This is a genomic window from Acinetobacter sp. MYb10 (genome assembly GCF_002980175.2).
GTDB lineage: Bacteria > Pseudomonadota > Gammaproteobacteria > Pseudomonadales > Moraxellaceae > Acinetobacter > Acinetobacter guillouiae.
Window position 1 is genome coordinate 2178718 of the sequence record NZ_CP058272.1, and the last position, 23976, is coordinate 2202693.

Annotated in this window: 22 protein-coding genes; 12 read left to right on the forward strand and 10 right to left on the reverse strand. The window is 38.5% G+C overall.

The features are described 5' to 3' along the window. The first annotated feature begins 53 nt into the window (after positions 1-53). From CQZ96_RS10140 to CQZ96_RS10160, 5 genes are all read left to right on the forward strand, one after another. The gene (locus tag CQZ96_RS10140; protein WP_105713282.1) at positions 54-311 is read left to right on the forward strand and encodes a hypothetical protein; all 258 of its coding nucleotides are present in this window, start codon (positions 54-56) and stop codon (positions 309-311) included. Then, positions 308-628: a low molecular weight protein tyrosine phosphatase family protein gene (locus CQZ96_RS10145; protein ID WP_004722986.1), complete on the forward strand. Its 321-nt coding sequence runs from the start codon at positions 308-310 to the stop codon at positions 626-628. Before CQZ96_RS10140 ends, CQZ96_RS10145 begins: the two co-directional genes overlap by 4 nt. A gap of 110 nt (positions 629-738) precedes the next feature. After that, positions 739-2478: a DKNYY domain-containing protein gene (locus CQZ96_RS10150; RefSeq protein WP_105713283.1), complete on the forward strand. Its 1740-nt coding sequence runs from the start codon at positions 739-741 to the stop codon at positions 2476-2478. Between the two features lie 101 nt (positions 2479-2579). Further along, a complete protein-coding gene (locus CQZ96_RS10155; protein ID WP_105713284.1) occupies positions 2580-3287 on the forward strand; it encodes a DsbC family protein in 708 nt (235 codons plus the stop codon). A 222-nt stretch (positions 3288-3509) separates the two neighbouring features. Then, entirely contained in the window at positions 3510-4322 is an 813-nt protein-coding gene (locus tag CQZ96_RS10160) for a tetratricopeptide repeat protein (protein ID WP_105713285.1), read from the forward strand. Positions 4323-4361: 39 nt separating this feature from the next. On the opposite strand, the gene CQZ96_RS10165 is transcribed toward CQZ96_RS10160, so the two are convergent. From CQZ96_RS10165 to CQZ96_RS10180, 4 genes are all read right to left on the reverse strand, one after another. Further along, a complete protein-coding gene (locus CQZ96_RS10165; protein ID WP_105713286.1) occupies positions 4362-5285 on the reverse strand; it encodes an AEC family transporter in 924 nt (307 codons plus the stop codon). A 110-nt stretch (positions 5286-5395) separates the two neighbouring features. Beyond that, positions 5396-6523, reverse strand: coding sequence for an NADH:flavin oxidoreductase/NADH oxidase (locus CQZ96_RS10170; protein ID WP_034610005.1), 1128 nt, complete (start codon positions 6521-6523; stop codon positions 5396-5398). 19 nt (positions 6524-6542) lie between these two features. Continuing rightward, positions 6543-8681, reverse strand: a complete 2139-nt coding sequence (locus CQZ96_RS10175; protein ID WP_105713287.1) for a TonB-dependent receptor — start codon at positions 8679-8681, stop codon at positions 6543-6545. 20 nt (positions 8682-8701) lie between these two features. Continuing rightward, entirely contained in the window at positions 8702-10000 is a 1299-nt protein-coding gene (locus tag CQZ96_RS10180) for a carbohydrate porin (protein ID WP_105713288.1), read from the reverse strand. A 389-nt stretch (positions 10001-10389) separates the two neighbouring features. Between CQZ96_RS10180 and mutM the strand changes: the two genes are divergently transcribed. Both mutM and CQZ96_RS10190 read left to right on the forward strand, forming a co-directional pair. Beyond that, on the forward strand, positions 10390-11241 hold the full coding sequence (mutM, locus tag CQZ96_RS10185; RefSeq protein WP_004722995.1) for a bifunctional DNA-formamidopyrimidine glycosylase/DNA-(apurinic or apyrimidinic site) lyase: 852 nt from the start codon (positions 10390-10392) through the stop codon (positions 11239-11241). Further along, positions 11238-11522: a peptidylprolyl isomerase gene (locus tag CQZ96_RS10190; protein WP_004819160.1), complete on the forward strand. Its 285-nt coding sequence runs from the start codon at positions 11238-11240 to the stop codon at positions 11520-11522. The genes mutM and CQZ96_RS10190 overlap by 4 nt, the downstream gene beginning before the upstream one ends. A gap of 255 nt (positions 11523-11777) precedes the next feature. On the opposite strand, the gene CQZ96_RS10195 is transcribed toward CQZ96_RS10190, so the two are convergent. From CQZ96_RS10195 to typA, 3 genes are all read right to left on the reverse strand, one after another. Then, positions 11778-12416 (reverse strand): hypothetical protein, encoded by a 639-nt coding sequence (locus tag CQZ96_RS10195; RefSeq protein WP_105713289.1) that lies wholly within the window; start codon positions 12414-12416, stop codon positions 11778-11780. Positions 12417-12557: 141 nt separating this feature from the next. Continuing rightward, positions 12558-12989, reverse strand: coding sequence for a large conductance mechanosensitive channel protein MscL (gene mscL, locus CQZ96_RS10200; protein ID WP_004723003.1), 432 nt, complete (start codon positions 12987-12989; stop codon positions 12558-12560). A 192-nt stretch (positions 12990-13181) separates the two neighbouring features. Beyond that, the gene (typA, locus tag CQZ96_RS10205; protein WP_004723004.1) at positions 13182-15017 is read right to left on the reverse strand and encodes a translational GTPase TypA; all 1836 of its coding nucleotides are present in this window, start codon (positions 15015-15017) and stop codon (positions 13182-13184) included. A 174-nt stretch (positions 15018-15191) separates the two neighbouring features. On the opposite strand from typA, the gene CQZ96_RS10210 reads away from it, so the two are divergent. The 4 genes from CQZ96_RS10210 to CQZ96_RS10225 all read left to right on the forward strand — a co-directional run bounded on the left by CQZ96_RS10210 (position 15192) and on the right by CQZ96_RS10225 (position 20733). Continuing rightward, positions 15192-16565, forward strand: coding sequence for a uracil-xanthine permease family protein (locus tag CQZ96_RS10210; RefSeq protein ID WP_105713290.1), 1374 nt, complete (start codon positions 15192-15194; stop codon positions 16563-16565). Positions 16566-16634: 69 nt separating this feature from the next. Beyond that, on the forward strand, positions 16635-17666 hold the full coding sequence (locus CQZ96_RS10215) for a class I SAM-dependent methyltransferase (RefSeq protein ID WP_105713291.1): 1032 nt from the start codon (positions 16635-16637) through the stop codon (positions 17664-17666). Positions 17667-17668: 2 nt separating this feature from the next. After that, positions 17669-19132 carry an amino acid permease gene (locus tag CQZ96_RS10220; RefSeq protein ID WP_105713292.1) on the forward strand — a complete coding sequence of 488 codons (1464 nt, stop codon included), beginning with the start codon at positions 17669-17671 and terminating at the stop codon, positions 19130-19132. A gap of 395 nt (positions 19133-19527) precedes the next feature. Further along, positions 19528-20733: an RtcB family protein gene (locus tag CQZ96_RS10225; protein WP_105713293.1), complete on the forward strand. Its 1206-nt coding sequence runs from the start codon at positions 19528-19530 to the stop codon at positions 20731-20733. A 75-nt stretch (positions 20734-20808) separates the two neighbouring features. Here CQZ96_RS10225 and CQZ96_RS10230 read toward each other — a convergent pair whose 3' ends face one another. The 3 genes from CQZ96_RS10230 to omp38 all read right to left on the reverse strand — a co-directional run bounded on the left by CQZ96_RS10230 (position 20809) and on the right by omp38 (position 23019). After that, positions 20809-21339, reverse strand: a complete 531-nt coding sequence (locus tag CQZ96_RS10230) for a cysteine peptidase family C39 domain-containing protein (protein WP_105713294.1) — start codon at positions 21337-21339, stop codon at positions 20809-20811. A 75-nt stretch (positions 21340-21414) separates the two neighbouring features. Continuing rightward, on the reverse strand, positions 21415-21870 hold the full coding sequence (locus CQZ96_RS10235) for an OmpA family protein (protein ID WP_105713295.1): 456 nt from the start codon (positions 21868-21870) through the stop codon (positions 21415-21417). Between the two features lie 117 nt (positions 21871-21987). Then, a complete protein-coding gene (gene omp38, locus CQZ96_RS10240; protein WP_056514838.1) occupies positions 21988-23019 on the reverse strand; it encodes an outer membrane protein Omp38 in 1032 nt (343 codons plus the stop codon). A gap of 484 nt (positions 23020-23503) precedes the next feature. Here omp38 and CQZ96_RS10245 point away from each other — a divergent pair, with 484 nt between their 5' ends. Beyond that, positions 23504-23926, forward strand: a complete 423-nt coding sequence (locus CQZ96_RS10245) for a GspH/FimT family protein (protein ID WP_228722798.1) — start codon at positions 23504-23506, stop codon at positions 23924-23926. Positions 23927-23976: the final 50 nt, after the last annotated feature.

Genomic DNA, 23976 nt, shown 5'->3' on the forward strand with positions numbered 1-23976 from the left:
CCAATCATGTGTTATCGCGGCTGCTGAACCCGATCAACTCATGAGTTTTATCTATGGACATTACACAACAATATTTTGAAAATGAAATAAACCGCAATCGCACTTGGAGACGTAAGGTAAATTATTTACACCGTGGTCGAGATTGCAGACATACTTCAAGCCTTTGGAAACCAGAAAAAGACTGGAAGCTGCTTTGGAACAGATCGTTAAAAAGATCTCGCTCGAAACAATTAAGAATTGAATATCCACGTATTTCTTCTGCCAAAAGACGAAAACAAGCACAATATGATTTTTGGAAGACTGCTGATTGAATACCCTTTTTATTTGTAGTCGTAACCAATGGCGTAGCCCCACTGCCGAGCGTGTCTTTGCAGTGGGCTATGGCATTTCCACACGTTCCGCTGGAACAAGTAAACACGCCAAACATCGTATTTCTGTCAAAGATATTGCCTGGGCAGATATGATTTTTGTCATGGAGCAAAAACATAAACAAAATATCAAAGAGAAATTCCCCAACCAGTTACAACATAAAAAAGTCATGGTGTTGGATATTCCAGACGATTATCACTATATGGATGAAGAGTTAATTGAAATTTTAACAGAGGCTATGCAACCCTATTTGCCTTAAATGCTAAAGTCGTTGCCATCAATCAGTATGACCAATTCATAATCAAAATGATGACAAAACAACCTTAAATTGCCATAGCTCAATCCGATCAATATTTAACAATAAAATAAATGATGCAGAATCCACTAAAAGTATTTTCTATCATTAAAACCTTCACGCTTATCTTGGTGATATGCGCGCTTCTATTCAATTTTAGTTTTATATTTAGATTTTCTGACTCAAATTCTGATGAAATTCCTTTTACGGCTACTACAGAAAAACTTGGAATATTTCAAAAATATAACAACCAAATCTATGCCGCTGTACCCAGCAATGGTGATTATTTGATCCCAGATGCAGATGTTCAAAGTTTTTATTTACCCAATGATGATTACCAATACCGACAACTAGGTGCAGATAAACTGCATGTTTATTGTGGCAATATCCTCCTAAAAGGTGTGCAACCTCAACAGGTGAAAACTATTGGGGATGGTTATTTTACTGCTGGAAAAGACACTTGGTATTGCTCCCCCTCCACCGAACGAAATAAGGATTTAGGGGCGCTTCGAGAAGTGTGGCAAATCATGCAACAAAATTTTGCCCTAGGCTCAAAACCACAAAGTTATCTCTACCCCTATTTTAAACTTGAACGAGGCAACTGGCCTTATCGTGTCAATTCCGAAAATGATATGGCAAGTAATGGGACATTCACCTATTTTCAAGGGAAATTACTTTCTGGAGCCAAGCCAGACCAACTCAAACTTGTCTTAGGTGAACGTAACTATGCCTATCGAGCGGATGGAAAAAACGTCTATTACAACAACACTCTGCTCGATTTAAAAGACAATGGAAAACTTTATAGTATTGAAATAGATGGTTTAAATAACCAATATTATTTACTCAATCCTGTCGATGGTATGGTCTATGTCAACGAATTTGCCTTTGATCCCAAATACGCCCCCTATCATCTCTTAAGCGAACATGGCGATCACATTAACCATGCTTTGTTTTATAACGACACGGGGATTTATTATTTTGATCTGAATAAGAAAAAAATGCGTCGCGCAGGTGATAGTCCATTTTTAGGCAAAGCATTTAAAGAAATCGCACCGCTGATTTTTTCTGATGGCTCACAACTACTCTATCTACAAGCCAGTGAATATCGCAGCAATAAAGGATCAGCCTCTTCCAAATCCACCCATATTCTAAAATTAGCTGAACCACTTCATTCCACATGGCAAAAACTTGGAGATGTAAATTACAACTATGGCACTGTATGGAAAAATGGTAATGCATTTTACTATTTTGATCAGTTGGGAAATAGCCAACTGGTTAAGGCCACGATTTATCATATTCGCGACCCACAAACGATTCAAAATTTACTGAGAACTCAACCACGCACTGACGATATTCGACAATGGATTGATGAGCAAAAGATGGTTGAAGCCAAACACACAGAATTGCTCGAAGTAGAGACAACTAACCGCTCAGACAAATATTGGGGCTTGTTTGTTCCGATCATTTTCGTAGCATTTTTGAGTATGCTGATGTGGATATTTGAACGGTTTAATTTAAATTTTGCCCCATTTTATATACGTAATCATAAACTGATCGTCAGTAACTTGATGATGACCTCTTACCCTTTAGATCAGATCACATGCGTTGAATTTAGTACCCGTATGACTACGGCGAATGGAGGTTATCTTGGGCACTTTCAAATTTTACAGCGCAATGGGAAACGTAGCAGAATCTTTAATTTTAGTACGCAATTACGTTTACGGAGTGACTCACAAGTAGAATTAAATCAATATATCCAACAACTCGGAAATGAGTTAACACGCCATGGTATCCAGAATACAATACGAAGTTAGCGTGGTACCAACTAAATATCGCATTGGCAATTACATGATCTCAATATATTTTTGATCAGTATTGAGTGCACAATATCCACATTATTATTTTGAGCTTTAACATGAAAATCTGGTTATCTCTTCTAACTTTGGGTCTTTTTACCTTTTCTTCTGCACATGCAGATATTCAAACTTTGCAGCAAAACTTAAAAACCAAATATCCTGAGATTCAGGTGAAATCGGTACAAAACTCACCAATTAAAGATGTTTATGAAGTCTATATGGGTGGGCGTATTGTTTATACCAATGAAGAAGCAAAATATTTCTTTGTCGGCAATTTAATTGATCTTAAAGAACAAAAAAACCTGACCGAAGAACGTATGCAAGCGCTAAAAAGTATTGATGTAAAATCATTACCTTTGAAACAAGCCATTAAGCATGTCAAAGGTAAAGGTGAACGTGTAATCTACGTATTTAGTGATCCTGACTGTCCATATTGCCAACATCTTGAAAAAGAATTAAAAAATATCGACAACCTAACCGTTTACTTATTTTTATACCCAATCACCCGTTTACATCCAAATGCTGAAAGTATTTCACAGCAAATTTGGTGCTCTAAAAACCAGTATCAAGCATGGGAAGACTATTTAATTGATAAGAAACAACCGACTTCAAACAAGTCATGCACGACCCCAGTTCAGAAAAACATTGCTTTAGCAAAATCACTCGAAGTCGATGGGACACCGACATTCTTCTTACAAGATGGCACCCGTATTTCAGGCGCACGTGAAGCAGGCGAAATTGAATTACTCCTCAAAGCAGTAAAATAACAGCCCACAGCCTAGAGAATAAAAAATTTCTCTAGGCTTTAATGTTGTTAAAATATCCTTAATTCTTTCTTATTTATAAACAAATTAAAATTTAAATACACTAACTTATACAATAGGCATGTTTACATTTATAATTTTCAAATTATGATAAAAACGTCCTCAACAATGTTCTCACACCATAAATGGAATTATGTTGAAATTAAAACAAGGTATATCGTCAAAATGAAAAAAATTCTATTCGCTACACTGCTCAGCTTTTCATGTATTTCTGCATTTGCAGCAGATACAGCTAAAGGCAACGTTGACCCTGCATTTGTCAAAGCGCAAGAGCTGATTCAAGCAAAAAATTATCCTGCGGCCTATCAAGAACTTGAACGTCTTGCAAAAGCAGGCAATGCACAAGCCTTATATAACTTAGGCTATTTAACCCAAACGGGACAAGGCACAACCAAAGACGATAAGAAAGCTTTGAAATATTATCAAGATGCTTCAGCAAAAGGCTATCCTGTTGCAAGTTATGTCTTGGCGCAAAGCTATGCGGTAGGTCAATTGGGCTTAGCCAAAGACGAAAAGAAAGTTCGGGAATACTTAGAAAAGTCCTCTGCTCAAGGATTTGATGATGCTACAGTGGAACTTGCGGTTTTATTATTTGCTGAAGGCAAACCCGCATCTGACAAGCTTGGCTTACAAAAACTTGACCCTTTAGTGAAAAAGGATTTTGCACCTGCGATTCATGCGAAAGCGCTGTATGACATCACCGATGGTTTAAAGAAGAAGAATGCAGCAGCAGTCAATCAAGGTTTAAAATCAATCCAAGATTTAGCTAAAAAAGGATATATCCCAGCATTAATGGCTGTCGGAAATATGCTGACCAATGGCAATATCATTGATCAAAATCTGCCAGAAGCACAAAAGATTTTCTCAGAACTGGCTAAAAATAATGTGCCTAAGGCAAAAGAGTCTTTGGATGTTGTAAACAAACTGATTGCTGAAAAAGGCAAAACACCTGCTCCCGCAGCACCAGCAAAAAAATAAGCAACACTTAAAAAAATACTCTCGCAAGTGAGTATTTTTTTACCACCAAATACCAATCAGAACACTCACCACAATAAAACTCAATAAAGTACTTATCATCAAAGGTGTCAGTGCTTTTTCATTTAAACCATAGACTTGCCCAAAAATTCCAAATATAGAAGGCATAGGCAAAGCGGCAATCAAGGTACCTGCATAAATCATCTTTTGATCCAAGTCTGTTAAATGAGTAAAACCTAAATAGACCAATATCGGCATACAGATATTTTTAGAAACCACCAAATAAATGGTTTGCAGATTAAGTGATTGAATCGTAATCCCAACCATCCCACCACCAATAATAAATAATGCTAAAGGTGAAGCCGTCTGACCTAACAAGGCAAATACTTGGTCTAATACATGTGGAATTTGAATTTCGAAGATCGCACAGCTCATGCCAATCATCACTGACAAGAACAATGGATTTTTTAATAAAGTCAGAAATGTTGTTTTTAAAATGGCGGCTAAATTGGCTTGTCTTTGTCGCCCTATTTCTGCCAAGGTTAACATCAGCGGTACAAGAAATACGCTTTCAATGATAACAATCAGTGAAATATAAATCATGGCTTCACTACCCATCAGCAAAGTCAAAATTGCTGCGCCCAGTAACCCGGTATTGGACATTGATGCGCCAAGTGAAAACACAGAAGCATGGGTAAAATGGTTGTTAAAAAGCTTTTGCCCTAAAATAAAGGCCAAAATAAATAGAGTAAAAGTGACGCCTGCATAAACAAAGAAATAAGCAGGATACCAAATCTCATGTAAATCTTTTGCAGCCAGTGCATGAAGTAATAAAGCAGGTAATGCAATTTTGATTACAAAAGCACCAATTGCAGTAATTTGCTCTTTAGAGATCAATTGGATTTTGACAGATATAAAACCCAAAAATAACAGGAAAAATACTGGAAAAATTACCGAAAAAATCATTCAAGCCGTTCCTTTTCCAGATCATACAAATAAAGATATATCCTAGAATATATCTTTATTCAGTTTAAATACGTTTAAAGAATAATGAGTGAATCAAAACTGTTATGCCATCAATATGCTGAGAACAAATCTTTGATTCCGTGCGGCTGACAACGTAAATATTGTGGTGCAATCGAGATTTTTGCACCCAATTTTGCGGCAGCATGCCAAGGCCAGCGTGGGTCATATAAAATCGCTCTTGCCAATGCAATTGCATCTGCTTCGCCTTGTTGAAGGATCTGTTCAGCTTGTTCAGCTTCGGTAATTAAGCCCACCGCAATGACAGGAATATTCACCTGTTTTTTAATCGCATTTGCAAAAGGCACTTGGTAATTTGCACCCACTTTAATATCTTGTTGAATATGTAATCCCGCAGAGGATACATGGATATAAGCAGCACCAAGTTGCGCTAAAGCTTTTGATAAGCCAATGCTTGATTCAACATTCCAACTATTTTCTGCATCCATCCAGTCAGTTGCAGAAATACGTACACCTACAGGATAGTCAGTTGGCACAACTGCTCGAATGGCTTGAAAAACTTCTAGTGTAAAACGAATACGATTTTCAAAACTTCCACCATATTCATCAGTTCGGTGGTTAGACAATGGCGACATAAATTGATGCAGTAAATACCCATGCGCTGCATGAATTTCAATCAGTGAAAAACCAGCATCTACTGCACGAATCGCCGCTTGCGCAAAGTCTTGAATAATTGTTTTAATTTCATCAATGGTTAATTCATGCGGGGCAATATCATTCGGGCTAAAAGCAATATCACTGGCTGATACAGTTTGCCATCCGTGTGCATGATCGGGCGCAATCTGACCTTTCCCCTGCTTCACCAACCAAGGCTTTTCAGTCGAAGCTTTACGACCTGCATGCGCAAGCTGAATAGCAAAAGGTGTTGGAGCAATGCTTTTTACCTTATTGAGTAAAGCTTTGATTTGATCCCGTTGTGTATCATTCCAAAGTCCCACATCGGCATAACTGATCCGCCCTTCGGCTTGAACCGCTGTTGCTTCAATAATACATAAGCTCGCCCCTGACAAAGCGTAACTTGCCCATTGCTGTTCATGCCAATAAGTCACTTCACCTTGATCTGTTGCAGAGTATTGACACATTGGCGCAATAATAATTTTATTGCTGAGGGAGAGTGAACCAAATTGAATAGATTCAAATAACTTTGGTTGAGCAGACATAAATTATTTTCCCAATGAATTAGAACTGTTTGGTGACACTGAGTCCTGCACTCCAGTTAATACCATCAGCAGGTTCAAAGAATCGACTATTACCATCATTTACAATGACTGAACCGACATAATTTTTATCGAATAAATTATCGACTCGAGCAAAACTACGTACTTTCCAATCGTTGTTTTTCCAGATATAACCGACATTCATACTGGTTACTGTATAACTTGGTGCAGTATCTGTATTGAGATCGTCCACATAGATTTTATCCATATATCGAACATCGACACCTGCATTAAAGCCCTGCTCAGGCAACCAGCCGAAAGATACAAAGGCTTGGTTTTTTGCAATTCCCGGAATGTAATTGCCACTTTGGATGACTTTTTTAGGATCTGTGTTGGGAATGTCTGCATCAAATGTTGCATCAAGGAAACTATAACTGGCTTGAGCCGTTAAATTTTTCCACAGCTTTTTATTCCAAGACAGCTCTACCCCTTGGCGCAGTGTTTTATCTGCATTTTGATAGGTTGCACGTCCATTGAGTGTTCCCGCAGAAACGATGTCATCTTGGGTATTACTTTGGAAAACTGCGGCAGTAAAATTACCTAGACGATTTTGTGCTTTTAAACCAAGCTCATAGTTATCACTGGTTGAAGGTTTAAGCGCAAAGTTAATCCCTGCCGTTCCTTCTGTTGGATAGGCCATTTCAGTAAAGGTTGGTGTTTCAAAACCTTTGGCATAACTGAGATAACTGCTGATCTCAGGAGTAATTTCCCATGTCAAAGCAGCTGATGGGAGCAGTTTTTTATAATCGGTTTGACCACTGTCATCGCCATTCAAACCAATGATGTAGTGATCTTTCGACTCATAATGAACATTGCTATAACGCAATCCTGTATCTAGATGTACAGTCGGCAAAAATTGCCAAGCTGCCTGTAAATATGGATCTAAATTCCATAAAGTATTTCGTTCATCACGGCGTAAGTTGCCTTTTACCCCATATTCGCCCTTGGCATTAAAATTCTCATATCCTTGACGATCTTCATTCATCGCATCATAAGCCAAGCCTGCACTGATCCGTGTATTCGGTAATAAGTCTTTGCCAGTCCAACGTAAATCAGCACCATAAAAATCTCGTTCGAAATCAATCACCCCACCTGCATGGCGTGGATTCTTTTGAGCAGAACTTGGAATAGACTGGTATTGAGTCACTTCACGATGACCAATATAGGCCATACTATAAAGCTCTTGTTGATCATTCAGGAGCTTAGTCCAATTGATACCTGTCTGTGTTTGGTTAATATCTTTACGAACATCATAGATATTTTTACTGTCATTGACCTGTTTAGGATTTTGCTTCCATTGCTCACGAGTCAAACCTTGTGGATCATCAGCGGAAATATCCACATGATTGATCAGCCAATTGATCTTAGAACCATCATCTAAGTCCCACGTGAGTTTGGCATTGCTCAACACTTTTCTTGCGGCACTGTGGTCACGATAACCATCGGTATCAAAATAAGAAGAACTGATCACATAGCTCGGTTCATTGGCTTTATCTGCACCACCTTGTAAGGTGATGTCAGCACGGCCTTTATTATTACTGCCACCTGAATATCCTAACTCGACCGAATCACGCCCTGTTCCTTCTTTGGTCGTGGTGAGAATAGTCCCCCCAGAGGAGTTTCCATACAGTGATGAAAAGGGCCCACCAAGTACTTCAATATGATCTAAGCTCGTTAAATCAATATTTGAAGTTTGGCCTTGTCCGTCTGGCATCGTCGCAGGAATTCCATCGACATAAAGACGAATTCCACGTACCCCAAAAGTTGAACGTGCGCCAAATCCGCGCATAGACAGTTGTAAGTCTTGGGCATAATTTTCACGATTATTGAGCTGTAAACCCGGAATTCCTTTGAGTGTTTCAGTGAGGTTTACCCCAATATTATTTTGACTTTGTTGTTGATCAACTCTATATACCGATGCTGGGGTGTTTAATATGCTGGTATCAGAACGTGTTGCTTCAATTTTGATGGTTGGAAGTTGCTGCGCAGAATGTTGCTGAATGGAATCTTGAGATTCCACTTCAGCATATAAGCTCTGTGTGATACATACCGATAAGCAAAGTAGTGTTGTATTAATTTTTAGATGTTTCACTCTTTGCATAAAGGTGTCCTCGGGTTGTATTAAAAAATAATTTTAGACCCCAAGCCAACGACAAATGCATTGTCCACCTGATTGGTTGCACCAGGATGTACCACATACTGCACTAAAGGACGAAGCATGAACCATTTGGCAGGGTAATATGAGTAATTCAACTCAACATTATACTCTGCATCTTCATTCAACTGTCTTAAATTTGTTCCTAAACGAGCACCATTCATATAATTAGTATACCGATCGTTCAAATGTACCCGATTTACCGCCAAACCAAGAATATCGTTTGGCTGACCATCAAACAGACCATAGTATTTTAGGCCAAGTTGCTGTGAATCATTTACGGCTGTCGTCGTACGATCATGAATGGTGAAGTTACCAAAACTGTGTAAACCACGTTTCCCCTCTCCAGTTGAAGTCAATTGCTGTTCAAACGCAATCCAACCGCCATATGTTCGATCTTCAGCTTTGCTTCCAGCTTTATAGCCCACATCATACTGATTTTTAGCCTCATCAGCAGTATTGTAAAGCGTACCAATACGATAACTGCCTGATAAATTATTCACACCCTGCTTAGGTGACCACACCACTTCAGAAAGAATATTGACACCATCGGCATGCTTTGTATCCAAATTCCAGCCTTGTCGCTCTAAAGCATTATCAGGGTTGTATTCAAACACCCCCACTTGTGCAAATAGTTCAGGATTGATGTGATATTTTAAGCGTGCGCCCCATTGTGAGACTGGTGTGTTATACCAAAGCTTGCCTTGCCATTTCCCCATCTGTGCAGCACAAAATGCATTGCCTTGGAAATCACAAGCCATGGTATTGAATTCAGTACCTAAACCCATACGACCTAAACGCAAGCTTAGTCCTTGATCCTTAAAATTCTTTTCTATATATAATTCGCTGAGACGGCTCCCTGAATTACCACGTCCCCAATTGGCTTGCGAGTTTGCCCATTGTGGTGCATCTGGTGCTTGAATACCTCTGAGTGAAGTACTTTCACCTTGACGTGCTGTAACTAAAGCACGAATAGTCACATCATTCCAACCCGCCAGTTTCCCCATATCTAAGGTTGTACCCAGTCCGAATTGTGTCGCAAATGTTGGCGCTTGATGTGCATCATAACCACCATCAGCGAGATATGAACTGTCCATGGCAATGGTGCCATCAAATTTGATTCCCTTTTCTGCAAGTTCAGTCCGACTCCCATTCCAATCACCCGTCATGGTTGAGCCGTGTAAATTAAATGCATCTTCAGCTGATGCAAAAGACATCATGCTACATGCAGAGATTGCCAATAAAGGATAAGCAATTTTTTTCATGGGAAAGCCTAATCAGGAACAAAACGAATAAAGATAAACCAGTCAACACTCAATCACTTTAACCGTCTAAATTTAATAGAAAGTTCCAGCTTTAAAATGACTATTTTTCCTGAAATATCGAGATAAAAAGAATTATTTCAGTAAACAATTCACTAGAAATTTACACATTTTTTTACATATAACTATCAGATATTTTTTATCAATTGGAAAACTTTATTTTATCAATAAACTTTATTTTAAATAACAATAACTTAACAATAATAATTCTATCTTATTCAACGATCATATCCATAATTTTAACCTAAAGTCGTAGGCTCAACACAACCGCCCTTTAACGCAATCCAATTCTTGCATACAATATTCAGTCCTCACACCAATGTGACAAGTGCATGCCTGAATTACCTGAAGTTGAAACAACAAAAACCAGTTTACTCCCCCTGATCGACCAGAAAGTTCTTCATGTTCAAGTGCGTGAGTCACGGTTACGCTGGCCTATTCCCGAAGATATTCAACAACTTCAAGGTCAAAAACTCGTTCGCTTAACACGTCGTTCAAAATACATTTTGGCAGAGTTTGAAACCCATAGCATGTTATGGCATTTGGGTATGTCTGGTAGTTTTAGAATCTGTGATGAACATGAAGCGCTTAGAAAGCATGACCATCTGATCATTCAGTTTGAAGACACACAGCTGCGCTATCATGACCCTCGACGTTTTGGTTGTATCATTTGGCTGAATGAAGAAAGCCAAACAAAATTGATTGATACTTTAGGGCCTGAACCATTGAGTGATGAATTTCATGCCGAATATTTAGCAGAAAAGTTTAAAAATAAAAATGTCGGCACAAAAGTTGCAATCATGGATAATCATATTGTTGTGGGTGTAGGCAATATTTATGCAACCGAAAGCTTATTTAATTTAGGGATTCACCCTGCACAGCCTGCTTCGAGTTTGACGAAAGCGCAAATTCAAAAATTGGTCATCGAAATTAAACGAATTTTAAAGCAAGCGATTGATTTGGGTGGTTCAACCTTAAGAGACTATAGCAACGCCATGGGTGAGAATGGCTACTTTCAGCAGACCTTATTGGCTTATGGTCGTGCGGGTGAGATGTGTATTAACTGTGAAACCACTTTAGAAAATTTAAAGTTAGGACAAAGAGCCAGTGTGTTTTGCCCACAATGCCAGCCATTAAAGATCGCGAAGAGCATCCCACAAAAACCACGAGGAAAAAGTAAATGAAAACTGCAATCGTTCGACATATTCTCGTCAAAGATAAGGACTTGGCTGAACAACTTAAGAAGAAAATCCATGATGGCGCTGATTTTGCCAAAGTGGCCAAACAGCATTCCACATGTAATTCAGCAAAACGTGGTGGTGAACTGGGTGAAGTAAAAAAAGGACAACTTGTTCCTGTGATTGATAAACTGGTATTTACCGCTGCTGAACGTGTACTTCATGGCCCAGTAAAAAGCCAATTCGGCTTTCACTTGGTTGAGATTAAATTTCGCATGGATTTTTAGTTTAAAGATTTACATTCTTTTGGAGACATTGAGAGAATGTTCCACTATTTATCAGCAATGTTCAAATTAGAGTCACAACAACCACCATCACTGAAGCTAAATTAAAATACTTTTGCTTTTCGATCATTCAGGCTTTCAAAGTGTGTCTATCACGTAGCGCAATGACAAGGATGTTAATATTTGCTTTAAACCTTATTGTTTATTAAGACAACAAAACAATAAAAATCTGAGCTGTTCTAGTCACTTTAAACCATCCTATATTTTCGAATCAATTTGCTCAGGTTTAAATTCATGAATAAACTTCGCATAATCATCAATATATGATCTAAATGCTTCTTCCCGAGTGGTAAAGTAAAATATTTCATTGCCATTTCTGACGATGGTTTCAGGAGATTTACCATTACAGTACCCTCCTGCTGAATAGACAGCAGACTTAAGCATTTGAAAACTTTGCTCAGCAAGCTGTTCATCCTTAAAAGCAAAAACCAGCAAAACAAAATCTGGACGATATTGTTTTTCATCACCTAACTTAACTTTACTGATTGCCTTATAAGAGCGAATGCCCTCACCTTTTACTTGAATCACTTTATTCAGAGAACAATCATTTTCAGACCAAGAACTACCACTGTCTTTTTCTATAAACTCAAAATTGGCTTTTAATAAACGTGTTTGTAGGGCCAACAGTAATGTTTCATTTTCATCCACTGAGTCGGTTTCTATAGTGGCATAGCTGGTATCTTCATTTGGCATCTCATTAAAGGTTAAACCACTGGCAGGTCGGTTTCGATCCGCTTGTGTAGATGTTTGAGTATCAGCGGATTGCTGCTCTTTTGGATGCTCTGAACATGCATACAAACTGATAAGTATTGCCATAATCCCTATGTTTTTTTTCATCAGCCCATCCCTATTTTCTTGCTTGCATAAAAAACGGTACTTGATCGTACCGTTTCATTCAACTCTTTTACAATGATTTAATACCTTTTATCAGGGTTTAGATATATTAAAATACTGTAATTTGAATCAATTTAATGAAGATTAAGCTTCAGGGCGTTTCTTTAATTCATCACGAATTTCACGCAGTAATGCAATATCTTCTGGTGTAGCAGCTGGAGCTTCTTCAGCAGGTTTACGAATTTTATTGAGGAATTTAACCAACAAGAAAACCACCCACATTAAGATCAGGAAGTTCAATACAATTGTGATGAAATTACCATAGGTTAATACATTAATTCCGGCTTTGGTTAATTCATCCAATGATGAAAGGTTATTTGGGTTATCGCCAAGTACGACAAATTTTTGGGTAAAATCAACACCACCACCCGTAATCACTGTGATTAAAGGCATAATCACGTCTTTCACTAATGAGTCGATAATTTTATTGAAAGCACCACCAATGATGACACCAATTGCCAAATCCATCATATTGCCTTTAATGGCAAATTCTCTGAACTCTGAAAGAATACTCATATTTTAACTCCACGCCGATTTTGCGTATTTTTTATGTGACGAAGTATACATTATGTTTCAACATATATTTCCGCCTAATTTACTCGCTTTTTATTAAAAACCAATATTCTTTTACATTTATATAAAAAAACCGCAATTTATTAAAAAATTGCGGTTTTTTTCTAGAAATTAAATTATTTCCAGTTTGAACGCTTAGCCACGTGAAGCACGTTTACGTTCATTTTCAGTTAAGAATTTTTTACGAATACGAACTGATTTAGGTGTTACTTCAACTAATTCGTCATCTTCAATAAATTCTAATGCTTGTTCAAGCGTGAATTTAATTGCAGGTGTTAACGTTAACGCTTCATCTGTACCAGATGCACGCATGTTGGTTAACTGCTTCGCTTTGGTTGGGTTCACAGTCATGTCGTCTGAACGAGAGTTCATACCCACGATCATACCTTCATAAACTTCTAACTGTGGTTCAGCAAATAGACGACCACGGTCTTGTAAAGTGAACAATGCAAACGCTAAGCAAGTACCGTTAACCATAGAGATCAACACACCGTTTTGACGTTTCGCAACTGCACCTTGTTTAGCTGTACCGTAATGCGAGAAGCTTGAAGTCATGATACCAGTACCAGAGGTAATGGTTAAGAATTCAGAACGGAAACCAATCAAACCACGTGATGGAACAGTTGCTTCAATACGGATACGGCCTTTACCGTCAACTTCCATATTGGTCAACTCACCTTTACGGTTACCCATTTGTTCCATAACAGAACCCTGATGTTGTTCTTCAACATCAAAAGTAACGTTTTCGTATGGTTCTTGAGTTTCGCCATCAACTTCTTTCATGATCACTTGCGGACGAGAAACACCCATCTCGAAGCCTTCACGACGCATGGTTTCAATCAATACTGAAAGGTGAAGTTCACCACGACCAGAAACTTTGAAACGGTCTGGACTGTCAGTATCTTCAACACGTAAAGCAACGTTATGGATCAATTCGCGATCTAAACGCTCACGGATATTACGTGAAGTTACAAATTTACCTTCTTTACCAGCAAACGGTGAGTTGTTTACTTGGAACGTCATCGAAACTGTAGGTTCATCTACAGACAATGCAGGTAATGCTTCAACATTTTTAGGATCACAGATTGTGTCAGAAATGTTCAATGCATCTAAACCAGTGATACATACGATATCACCCGCTTGAGCAGAATCTACATCTACACGCTCTAAACCATGGTAACCCATAATTTTTAAGATACGACCGTTACGTGTTTTGCCATCTTTATCGATAACAGTCACTGGTGTATTGGTTTTTACTGAACCACGTTGAATACGACCAACACCAATTACACCCACGAAACTATTATAGTCAAGTGATGAAATTTGCATTTGGAATGGACCATCAATATCAACTGCTGGTGGTTCAACGATATCTACGATTGTTTCGAACAACGGTGTCATGTCTTCCGCTAATTCTTCAGGAGAAGGACCAGCAACACCACGTAAGCCAGAAGCATATACGATTGGGAAGTCTAACTGTTCATCACTACCGCCTAAATTATCAAACAAATCAAATACTTGATCGATTACCCAGTCTGGACGAGCACTTGGCTTATCTACTTTGTTGATGATAACAATTGGCTTCAAACCACGAGCAAACGCTTTTTGTGTTACAAAGCGAGTTTGTGGCATTGGGCCTTCTTGTGAATCGACAAGAAGAAGTACGCAGTCAACCATAGACATTACACGTTCAACTTCACCACCAAAGTCAGCATGTCCTGGGGTGTCGACGATGTTGATGCGGTATTCAGTATTTGTACGCTTGTCTAACCATTTGATTGCAGTGTTTTTTGCAAGAATGGTAATACCGCGTTCAGACTCAAGCGCATTCGAATCCATAACACGCTCAATCTCACCCGCGCGGTCACCGAGTGCACCTGATTGTTGTAAAAGTTTGTCGACAAGAGTCGTTTTACCATGGTCGACGTGCGCGATGATGGCAATATTACGGAGAGTTTTAATATCAGACATGTAAATTCGATACGCTTTAAATTTGAGGGCAAATTATACAGAAAAATCTTAACTTTTAGTAGTGACAGTTTATTGACAGTTACAAGTTTTTTTCACAACAGCAGGCTTTTTATTTTGTAATAGTGTGTAAAGCGATTAGAATAGCGCCATCTTGCCACTTCCAATTGCTGTGCCATGTCCAATTCTACCCCCTCTCCCAATCAGAAACAGGCTCAAATTGATCTTGTTTATGGTCTAGATGATCGCCCAAAACCACTCATCGCTTTTTTTGCGGCTTTGCAACATTTACTTGCGATTATTGTTCCAATTGTAACACCCGGTTTACTGATTTGTTTAGCTTTAGGTGTTTCTCCTCAAGATACCAACATGATTCTTTCCATGTCATTGGTGATTTCTGGGGTAGCAACATTCTTACAATGTAAAAAAATTGGACCATTTGGTGCAGGGCTACTGATTGTTCAAGGTACAAGCTTTAACTTTATTGGTCCAATGATTGGGATTGGTTCTGCCATGGTTGCTGCGGGCACACCAGTAGAAGCGGTTATGGCATCTATTTTTGGTGTGGTCATTGCAGGCTCATTTATTGAAATGGGTGTTTCACGTATTTTACCTTGGGTAAAAAAGTTGATCACGCCCTTGGTTACAGGGATTGTGGTACTGTTGATTGGTTTAACCTTAATTAAAGAAGGTTTAATCAGCATGGGTGGTGGCTACCAAGCCATGGAAAGCCATACGTTTGCCAGCGCCGACAATCTCATCATGTCATGTACAGTGTTGGCAATTATCGTCCTTCTCAATCGCTTCAAAGTGGTTTGGGTGAAAAGTTCTGCAATTCTCATTGCTTTAGTCATTGGCTATATTCTTGCGGGCTTTATGGGCTATTTAGATTTTTCTGGTTTAAAAGATGCCCCATTGATTCAAATTCCGACACCAATGCATTTTGGAATTAGCTTCTCATGGAGCTTATTTATTCCTATGGCGTTTATTTATCTTGTCACGTCTTTAGAAGCAATTGGCGATGTCACCGCAACCTCTAAAATTTCAAATCAGCCTGTAGATGGCCCAGTGTGGATGGAACGAATAAAAGGTGGCGTATTGGTCAATGGTGCCAACTCATTCCTTGCAGGGATTTTTAATACATTCCCAAGTTCTGTCTTTGCACAAAATAATGGTGTAATTCAGTTGACGGGTGTTGCAAGTCGTTTTGTTGGGATTTGGATTGCAATCCTGCTCATCATTCTGGGGTTATTCCCTGCTGTTGCTGGTATCATTCAGGCGGTACCGCAAGCGGTACTGGGTGGTGCGGTTATGGTAATGTTTGGTGCTGTTGCTGCTTCAGGCATTAACATTTTATCGGGAATTCAACTAGACCGTCGTGCGTTATTGATTATTGCTATCTCTTTGGGTCTCGGCCTAGGGGTTGCACAAGTTCCTCAAATTTTGGAACATTTACCAGAATTAGCACGTAATATTTTTAGTTCTGGTGTCGCAACTGGCGGGCTAGCTGCATTAATTTTGAATTTAGTTTTACCCGAAACTAAAAAATAATAAATCTATTCTTTATAATGCCCAGCTGAGACTGGGCATTGCTCTAATTTTTATTGATGGATGGTGAATATGGAGCCAAAAAGCGAAGTTGTCATTCGACAGCATGACTACCTTTCTGGACGCGTGCTATTTGTAAATGCAGCAACGGATGATCTACTTTCAAATTTAGCTCATAACATCGAAGCAAGCATTTGGACTTGGAATTACAATGAGTTTCAATATTTTCAGAATCAGCAGGCAACAGTACATTTTGGTACTGACCTGCCAGAAGCTGAATTTGATCAGGCTGTTGTTTTTGTTCCAAAATCAAAAGAGCTACTCAACTATATCTTGCACAATTTAGTCAGTCGTTTAGCCGTTGGCGCTTCGATTTTCTTGGTTGGAGAGAAAAAAGGGGGAGTCGAACGTGCTGCAAAACAACTCCAGCCTTATGGTCAAGCCATCAAGCTTGATAGCGCACGGCATTGTCAAATGTGGCAACTCACCACAGATAAAACCGTGACAGCAAAGCCATTAGCAGAATGGGCGCAAGTCTATAATGTTCCAACACCTGCCGGAGAACTTAGCATTTGTGCACTCCCTGGTGTATTTAGCCAAAATCGTCTAGATATTGGAACTGCAGTGCTTTTACCTTATCTCAAACAAGTGACGTCTGGTAAGATTGCGGACTTTGGTTGTGGTGCAGGTGTCATCAGTGCTTATCTCAGTAAACTTAATCCGAAAAATCGTATTTTTGCTTTAGATGTCGATGCTTTTGCTTTAGCATCAACGCAAATGACTTTTGAAAAAAATAATTTACCTTTAGAACAACTTGAAATAAAAGCAGTCACAGGGATTGAAGATGCGCCATTGTTCTTACACGCCATTGTGAGTAACCCTCCATTTCACCAAGGTATTCAAACAGATTACAATGCCAGTGAAACGTTATGTAAAACTGCGAGACGACATTTAAAATCAGGTGGTGAATTATGGATTGTGGCAAACCGCTTCCTAAATTACCCATTACTCATTGAGCAGAGTTTTAGTCAATGTACGACTAAAGCAGATCAACAAGGCTTTAAAGTGCTGTTCGCCAACACTCAAAAAAGTAGTAAGGAATAACGATGAGCGAAACAGATCATCCTCAACTCCAGCGTAAGCTTGGAGCACGACATTTAAACATGATCGCCATTGGCGGTTCTATTGGTACAGGGTTATTCCTTGCTTCTGGTCAAACAATTGCCACTGCTGGACCTGGTGGTGCATTACTTGCTTATGTCCTGATTGGTATCATGATTTATTTCTTGATGACCAGTTTAGGTGAACTTGCAACCCACAATCCAACATCAGGCGCATTCTTTACCTATGGTAATAAGTATGTAGAAGAAGGTTTTGGTTTCGCACTCGGTTGGAACTATTGGTATAACTGGGCCATTACCGTTGCATTTGAATTGGTTGCCGTTCAATTCATCATGAAGTTTTGGTTTCCAGACATCCCCGGCTTTTGGTGGAGTGCGCTATTCCTTGCGATTATCTTCTGTATCAATGCCTTAACTGTAAAAGGCTTTGGTGAAAGTGAATTTTTATTTTCACTGGTTAAAGTCATTGCCATCATCTTCTTTATTGTCATTGGCTTATTCATGATTGGTAAAATCATGTTAGATCCAACAGATTCCATTACCAAGAATTGGACCGTTGGTGACGCGCCATTTGTAGGTGGCTTTCAAGCCTTAGTCGGTGTTGCCATGATCGCTGGATTCTCGTTCCAAGGGACGGAGATGGTCGGTGTCGCGGCAGGTGAATCTAAGGATCCGAAAAAAACCATTCCAATCGCCATTAAACAAATCTTTTGGCGTATTCTTTTATTTTATATCTTGTGTATCTTTATCATTGGTACATTGGTTGCGTATACAGATCCAAACCTTGCACTTGCTGCGGAAGGTGATGGAAACATTACCCTGTCACCATTTACCCTGTTATATGAAAAAGCAGGTTTAGCATTTGCAGCAGGCTTAATGAATGCCGTGATTTTGACTGCAATTATGTCTGCAGGTAACTCAGGCATGTATTCATCAACACGTATGTTGTTTGATATGGCACGTGAAGGTAAAGCGCCACGAGTTTTCTCTAAACTCGATCTTCGCGGTGTACCCATGAATGCACTGTATGCAACAACGGCAATTGCGGCACTGTGTTTCTTAACCACCTTTATTGGTGAAAGTGTCGTGTTTACTTGGTTGCTAAACATGTCAGGTATGTGCGGTTTTATTGTCTGGTTAGGTATCGCAATCTCACATTATCGCTTCCGTAAAGGTTATTTAGCTCAAGGCTATAAACTTGAAGATCTCGCTTATCGTGCAAAATTCTTCCCTTTTGGTCCGTGGTTTGCCTTTATTCTTTGTGCCATCATTATTCTTGGCCAAAATGCAGAAGCTGTGCTTGATGGAAAATGGATGAGTGTGTTGTCTACGTATATTAGTATTCCGCTGTTTCTTGTTATCTGGCTTGGCTATAAGTGGAAACACAAATCTAAATTGATCGCTTATGATCAGATGGATGTACAACCCATTCAAGTCGAAAAAGAGTAAATCACTTGATGTAAATAAAGCAGCTTTTTAGCTGCTTTATTGTTTTTTTATAACAGCAATTCAACGTGAATTAAAAATTAATTTGCTATGTTTCATTGACAAAGTTTTTTTTCTTTATAGAATAACGCCCATTGGATCATTTCCAACCAGAATTTTCACCTTTGATTTTAAATCAAAAAGTAGAGGAGTACGACATGCACCAACTTGAGAAAACTTTAAATTAAGATTAAGCAGTCGTCTACTCACGGGCACTGAATTAATCAAAGTGTCCGAATGTCAGTCAAACCTAGCATTCGCTAGGTTTTTTATTGTCTTTAAAATTTGAATCGATCATTGCTTTGACAATAGTGTTGTAACCGCCTTCGGACAATAAAAAATTTGCTTCGAGAAAAAAAATGAGCATACAAATGATTTTAAACGCCAAAGCAGAATATGGCGTTCCTGTAAAAATTTATACAAAAGATGTGGATGAAGAAAGCCTAACCCAACTGCGAAAAATGGCACAATTACAATTTATTCATTCACATATCGCAGTCATGCCAGATGTACATTTGGGTAAAGGCGCAACCGTGGGAAGTGTTATTCCCACCAAAAATGCCATCATTCCTGCTGCGGTTGGCGTGGATATCGGTTGTGGTATGAATGCGTTAAGACTTAGTCTAAAAGCATCTCAACTGCCCGATAATTTAAGCACTTTACGCAATGCTATTGAAAGAAAAGTGCCTGTCGGATTTGAAATGCACAAACAAATCAAAGCTAAGGCTTCAACCCTTTCGCCCTTAGATAAAAAGCTCCAGCGTATTACAGACAAACACCCTGCTTTAAAACGCATGTTACGTAGTTTTGATGTTACATGGCAAAAGCAACTCGGGACTTTAGGTGGTGGTAATCACTTTATTGAACTGTGTATTGATGAAAATGATGATATCTGGGTCATGCTGCATTCAGGTAGCCGTGGCTTAGGTAATGTGATTGGCACTTACTTTATTGAACGTGCCAAGAAAGAAGCACAACATCGTTTTGGTCACGTGCCTGATAAAGACTTGAGCTACTTTGCAGAAGGTTCGATGAATTTCGATGATTATGTTGAAGCTGTAGAATGGGCACAAGAATATGCTTTTGAAAACCGACGCGAAATGATGCGTTTAATTTTAGAAGCAATTCGCCCTTTATTACCAAGTTTTCAAATGACCAAAGAAGCGATTAATTGTCATCATAATTATGTACAGAAAGAACTTCACTTTGGTGAAGACGTATTTGTTACACGTAAAGGTGCAATTCGTGCAGGGCTCGATGAATATGGGATTATCCCCGGTTCAATGGGCGCGCAATCTTTTATCGTTAAAGGTAAAGGTAATCCAGATTCTTTTTGTTCATGCTCACATGGTGCAGGACGTAAAATGAGTCGTTCTAAAGCCAAGCATTTGTTTAATCAGCAAGATTTGATTGCACAAACAGTAGGCATTGAGTGCCGCAAAGATAAAGGTGTGGTTGATGAGATTCCAAGTGCCTACAAGGATATTCATCAAGTTATGGCCAATCAAAATGATTTGATTGATGTGGTCCATACACTGAAACAAGTATTGTGTATTAAAGGCTAAAGCCGAAATAGTCCTCAATTTTTATTATGAATCTCAGTAAATTTCGATTTACTGAGATTCACATTTGCAATTGAATTAACAATAACGTACAGCTGGAATATCGGGATAAATCACAATTGCTTGCTGACAAATTCCTTCAGCTAACCGTTGTTGCTCAAAGACAGCTTTCGGCATGGCATCAAAATTATCATAGAAACAAATTTCCTGATCATTTATCGAATAAACCAACGAATGATTTCCAACGCCTTCTAAAGTGTCATAAAAAACAATGATATTACACCCTTGTTCAATATAGGCTTGAATTTCTTGATAGCTTAGCGCTGGACTAATCTGCAACCCTAACTTCTTCGCGTCTTGATAACGGACAATTTCTTTTTCATGAATATTCGAGTCTTCATCTGTATAAAAAGACAGATCAAAACCTAATTTTTTTAACCCAACCGCTAGGCCAATCGTAAAAGTACCATCCTCTGCATCGTGATGACAAAGTTTAACCAGCTGTTGAATATCTAACTGAATTGAGTAATTTTGCAATAACATCCAAACAGCAAAAATACCGCAATTTGATTCGAGGTCTAATAAGGCTTTAGGCAGTTGCACACTCATTCAATTTTCAAACTTGTAGAAATCACAATCAACAATTATAACGCTGTAAGATCAAATTGAGAGGTTTTATCGAAATTACTTAATTTTTAAAGTCACCGTTACTCGTCTATTTTTCACTCTACCTTCAGCTGTTTTATTATCAGCAATTGGCTTGGTTGGTCCTAAACCGAGCGTAATCAATTGCTCTGGATTGACCTGATATTCATTTAAGAGAAAATCTTTCACAATATTCGCGCGTGTTAAAGAAACTTTATTATTTGTAGCCAAAGAGCCTGTACTGTCTGTATGGCCTTCAATGTAGAGAACAAAATTTTTATTGTCTTTCAATAATTGTGAAGCAACAGATAAAGCAGGTTTATACTCAGCTTCAATGTGTGTTGATTTCGGTTGAAAATATATAGACAGCCCACTTTTCAATGACTTCACTTCATTTGGATACTGTTTTTGGATTGAAACACGATTTGAATTTATTGGTGTTGACGTACAGGCATTTAATGCCATGAGTACCAGCCCTAAAATGATATATTTCATCGTTAACCTGTAATTATTAATTTCTGATTCAATTTTATTTAGATATTCTATAATTATAAGTACTTTAAATAAAAAAGCGACTCAATTGAGTCGCTTTTTTATTCACTAAATAAAGGATTATTTAGTTACAGTACGGCTACCAGTGATTGTCGCGAATACACGACGGTTCATAGCACGACCTTCTTTAGTTTTGTTGTCAGCAATCGGTTGATCCCAAGCGAAACCTTGAGTAGACAAACGAGATGCATCAATGTTGTACTCGCTTACAAGCGCTGATTTAACAGAGTTAGCACGAGCTAAAGATAAACGTTCGTTTAACTTACGTGGACCAGTGTTATCTGTATGACCTTCAATACGAGCAGTCGCATTCGGGAATGTAGTTAACGCATCAGCAACTTTAGCAACTTCTGGCTTGTATTGATCTTTGATGTTTGATTTGTTTGTATCAAAGAACACACGAAGTTCCATGTTCAAATCTTCAGTAAGAACTTGTGGAGCTGGTTCAACTGGAGTTGGAGCAACTGGAACCACTGGAGCAACTTCTACTACAGGAGCAGCAGGCTTCAAGTGACCGCCAAGAACTACGTTAAGACCTGCAAGAGCAGTATAGTTCCAGAATTTTTCGTCAAAGTTATAAGTACCACGAGCTTCAGTACGAAGAGATAAAGCATCGTTTAAGCGCCAGAAAGCACCAACACCAGCATTACCTAAAGTACCTTCTTCGTTGTTATGGTAAGACATGTCATCAAGTTTGTACTTGTAATGACCAGCACCTAACAATACATACGGTTTGATTTTGCTGTCATAGTTTTTAGTGATCAAATCAGAAGTAGCATAAAAGTTACCGTTGATTTGAGTTTGCTTGTATTCAGAACCAGCTACGCCAGTACCGTCAAGATCACCTTTAACTTGGTTATATTCAGCTTCAAAACCTAACCATGGAGTAAGTTCTACACCAAGTGCAGCACCAACGAATAAATCGTCTTGTAATTCAGGACCGTTAGTTAACTCGCCTTTATCACCACCATTGTTGTGTTGAGAGTCTTGGAAAGTGTAACCAAGTAGTAAAGGTGTAACAGTTACACCAGCATTAGCAGCAGCGAATGGAGCGGCAACAAGCATAGCAAGTGCGATACGACTCAATTTCATGGATATCCTCCAGAGATAACAATTGTTGTTCAAGCTTAGCCTAAAATTTATTGGCTATCCTGAGATAAATTTTAATACCCCAGTATTATTTTTAAGCTACTCACGTTGAATCATACAAACACTTGAGGCTTTTTCCAAGTGCTTGATAACTTTAATCAAGTAAATTATTGACAAAATTACTTACAATTTCCGTTGTAATTCGGTAACATTTTACTCAATTTTTTTGCGTGGATCGCTTATCTTTTTGCTACGTGCATTTTAGCAGTAAAAGAAACTGATAGTAATAAATATTTTACTACGTTAACATTTCAATTAAATTTAATAGAAAAATCATTATTTTTCAAATAAAAAACAAGACTTAACAGAAGACCTTAAGATGTATTTTTATTGTAAAGAGCAAGGCCTAACCTTGTTCGAGCTTATCACCACTATTTGTATCCTGACAATTATCTGCTTAATCAGTTTGCCTCACTATCATAATTGGATGCAAAAACAAGAGATTAGAATCATATCTTCAGGTATTCAACAGCATGTTTCTTATGCAAGAAGTCAAGCTTTAGTCCGACATACCACTGTGGTCATTTGTTCATCCGAAGATTTAATTCGATGTGAAAAAGACAAATGGAACAAAGGATTACTTATTTTTACAGATAAAAATAAAAACAAACAAGTCGATTCTGAAGATCACATACTCCTCAAAACTGAAAATAAAATTAAATATGGCAAGCTAACGTGGGTCGGAAGTGCCAGCAGTAGAGATGTATTGACTTTACAAGGTGATACAGGTTTGCCCAGAGGTTCACCTGGAAGCTTCTATTATTGTAGCCAATATGATGCAGAAAATAATAAGCGCTACAAAATCGGACGAATGGGTGCAATAAATTTAGGACCACCACCTGAATGTTAAAAACTGTTCTCTACGGTCAGCATATATTCAATCGCTAGACTTTATTCTTA